The sequence below is a fragment of the Rhodopseudomonas palustris genome (assembly GCF_003226555.1).
Lineage (GTDB): Bacteria > Pseudomonadota > Alphaproteobacteria > Rhizobiales > Xanthobacteraceae > Rhodopseudomonas > Rhodopseudomonas palustris_I.
This window is the reverse complement of the sequence record NZ_QKQS01000029.1, coordinates 1-2,933: the sequence shown is the minus strand read 5'-3', so window position 1 is coordinate 2,933 and position 2,933 is coordinate 1. Positions and strand designations below refer to the sequence as shown.

General features: G+C 65.2%; 3 protein-coding genes. 2 read left to right on the top strand and 1 reads right to left on the bottom strand.

Annotation, left to right across the window (positions count from 1 at the left end):
• Positions 1 to 100: 100 nt before the first annotated feature.
• Together pimD and DNX69_RS22430 are read left to right on the top strand one after the other, a co-directional pair.
• The gene (gene pimD, locus DNX69_RS22435) at positions 101 to 1,243 is read left to right on the top strand and encodes a pimeloyl-CoA dehydrogenase small subunit (protein ID WP_110788232.1); all 1,143 of its coding nucleotides are present in this window, start codon (positions 101 to 103) and stop codon (positions 1,241 to 1,243) included.
• 351 nt (positions 1,244 to 1,594) lie between these two features.
• The gene (locus tag DNX69_RS22430; RefSeq protein WP_110788231.1) at positions 1,595 to 2,368 is read left to right on the top strand and encodes an SDR family NAD(P)-dependent oxidoreductase; all 774 of its coding nucleotides are present in this window, start codon (positions 1,595 to 1,597) and stop codon (positions 2,366 to 2,368) included.
• Between the two features lie 93 nt (positions 2,369 to 2,461).
• On the opposite strand, the gene DNX69_RS26465 is transcribed toward DNX69_RS22430, so the two are convergent.
• Positions 2,462 to 2,933 (bottom strand): hypothetical protein (locus tag DNX69_RS26465; protein WP_207803181.1); only part of this gene is annotated, 472 nt, incomplete at its 5' end.

The window sequence follows — 2,933 nt, the reverse complement described above, 5'->3', positions numbered from 1 at the left end:
AGGCCGAGAGTCAGCGACTCGCGTCGCCCCTCACCCCAACCCTCTCCCCGCAAGCGGGGAGAGGGAGCGAGGCAACCGGATTTCTCAAGGAAGCATCACGATGGATTTTGATTTGTCGGAGGAGCAGCGCCTCCTCAAGGAAAGCGTCGAAGGCCTGCTGAAGGGCTCTTACGATTTCGACAGCCGCAAGAAGTACGCCAAGGAGACCGGCGGCTGGAGCCGCGCGGTGTGGGGCAAGTTCGCCGAGCAGGGCCTGCTCGGCCTGCCGTTCTCGGAAGAAGACGGCGGCTTCGGCGCCGGCGCGGTCGAGACCATGATCGTCATGGAAGCGCTCGGCCACGCGTTGGTGCTCGAACCCTATCTGCCGACTGTGGTGATCGGCGGCGGCTTCCTGCGCCGCGCCGGTTCGGCCGCGCAGAAGGCTGCGCATCTGCCCGGCATCATCGACGGCTCCAAGACCTTCGCGTTCGCCCAGCTCGAGAAGAACTCGCGCTGGGATCTCGGCGACGTTTCCACCACCGCCAAGAAGAACGGCGACGGCTGGGTGATCGACGGCGAGAAGTTCGTGGTGCTGAACGGCGAGGCCGCCGACACCCTGATCGTCACCGCCCGTACCAAGGGCGGTCAGCGTGACCGCGCCGGCGTCGGCGTGTTCCTGGTGCCGGCCGATGCCAAGGGCATCACCCGCAAGGGCTATCCGACCCAGGACGGGCTGCACGCCGCCGACATCACCTTCACCGGCGTCCAGGTCGGCGCCGATGCGGCGATCGGCGATCCGGAGAACGCGCTGGAGCTGGTCGAGGCGGTGGTCGACGACGCCCGCAGCGCGCTGTGCGCCGAAGCGGTCGGTCTGATGGATGAATCGCTCACCACCACGGTCGAGTACATCAAGACCCGCAAGCAGTTCGGCGTGCCGATCGGCAGCTTCCAGGTGTTGCAGCATCGCGCTGCCGACATGTTCGTCGCCACCGAACAGGCCCGCTCGATGGCGATGTTCGCCACCATGGCGGCGGAGTTCGACGACGCTCGTGAGCGCGCCGCGGCGATCGCGGCCGCCAAGGTGCAGATCGGCAAGTCCGGCAAGTTCGTCGGCCAGCAGTCGATCCAGCTCCACGGCGGCATCGGCATGACCATGGAAGCCAAGATCGGCCACTACTTCAAGCGGCTGACCATGATCGAGCAGACCTTCGGCGACACCGACCACCACTTGGCTCGCGTCAGCGCGGGCGGTGGACTGATCTGACGCCACGCGAACCGCGTAACCTCTCCCCGCGCGCGGGGAGAGGTCGGATTGCGCAGCAATCCGGGTGAGGGGGCGTCTCCGCAAGGCCGAGTGTCAGTGCCCGCGTCGCCCCTCACCCCAACCCTCTCCCCGCAACAGCGGGGCGAGGGAGCAGGCCGGCGCAAGTTGGTCCGTCCCGACCAACATGTTTGTCATTCCGGGGCGCGCGCAGCGCGAACCCGGAATCTCGGCGGCACAAACAACCTCGGGATTCCGGGTTCGCGAGCTTCCGTTCGCGCCCGGAATGACGGGGAGAGCCGTCGGCCGACACGAACTAAAAACAACAACAAACAAACCCCAGGGAGTATCGCCATGACCACGAATCCGTTCGATCTGTCCGGCAAGGTCGCCGTCGTCACCGGTTCGTCACGGGGCATTGGGCGGGCCTCCGCCGAGCTGCTGGCCAAGCTCGGCGCCAAGGTGGTGATCTCGAGCCGTAAGGCCGATGCCTGCGAGGAAGTCGCCGAGGGCATACGCAAAGATGGCGGCGACGCCCACGTCATCGCCTGCAACATCTCGCGCAAAGCCGAGGTCGAGGGGCTGATCGACGGCGCGACGGCGAAATACGGCAAGGTCGACATTCTGGTCTGCAACGCCGCCGTGAATCCGTATTACGGCCCGCTGCTCGATATCGCCGACGAGGCGTTCGACAAGATCATGGCCTCGAACGTCAAGAGCAACATCTGGCTGTGTGCCCGCGCGATCCCGCAGATGGCCGAGCGTGGCTCTGGCTCGGTCGTCATCATCTCGTCGATCGGGGGCTTGCGCGGCTCCACCGTGATCGGCGCCTACGGCATCTCCAAGGCCGCCGATTTCGCGCTGTGCCGCAGCCTCGCCGGCGAGTGGGGGCCGAAGGGGGTGCGCGTCAACGCGATCGCGCCCGGCCTGGTCAAGACCGATTTCGCCCGCGCGCTGTGGGAAGACGAGGCCAATCTGAAGCGCCGCACCGCCGGAACGCCGCTGCGGCGGATCGGCGAGCCGCACGAGATCGCCGGTGCGGTGGCCTATCTCGGCTCGGACGCGTCGACCTTCATGACCGGCCAGACCATCGTGATCGACGGCGGCGTCACGACGGCTTCGGTTTAAGGCGCTTTCGCGCCAAGCCGGCACCCGTCCGCAGCCCGACATCGCGTTGAACCGAAGCGCCGCCCGACGTCCGATTTTCTCGGAACCAAAGCTCTAATCCGGAGTTTTCCACAGTCCTCGCCGGCACCATTTTGGCAGCGGCGAGGGCGACACCTTGCGAAATATGCCCATATTACGGGGTTCTGTCACCATCAGGCGGTTCGTCGCGCGGGTGGTCCAGGGAAGGCGCGTGGTGCGCTTTCCACCCGGAACCGGGTTTTTCGCGAAACCTTCATTTTCCGCTTGCGGACCCAGAAGGGGGCGACTATACACACATCTACGCGCTGCCCGCCGGTCGGGCGCTCCCACGGTCCTCGGATCGCGGGAGTAATTGGCGCCTTCACTGCTCCTCACTTCGTTGAGTGACGCAACAGCCGATAGTTGTCGGTTGATGCTTCTCTTCGTCGCTGAAGGGCAGGTTCTCTCTTTAAGTAGAGAGTGAGATTTTCGGATCTCGGGCTGTTTGACAAGTGAAGAAGAAGAAAGAGAAACGTGGACGGCGAAGTCCTTGCGGGTCTTGGTTTTG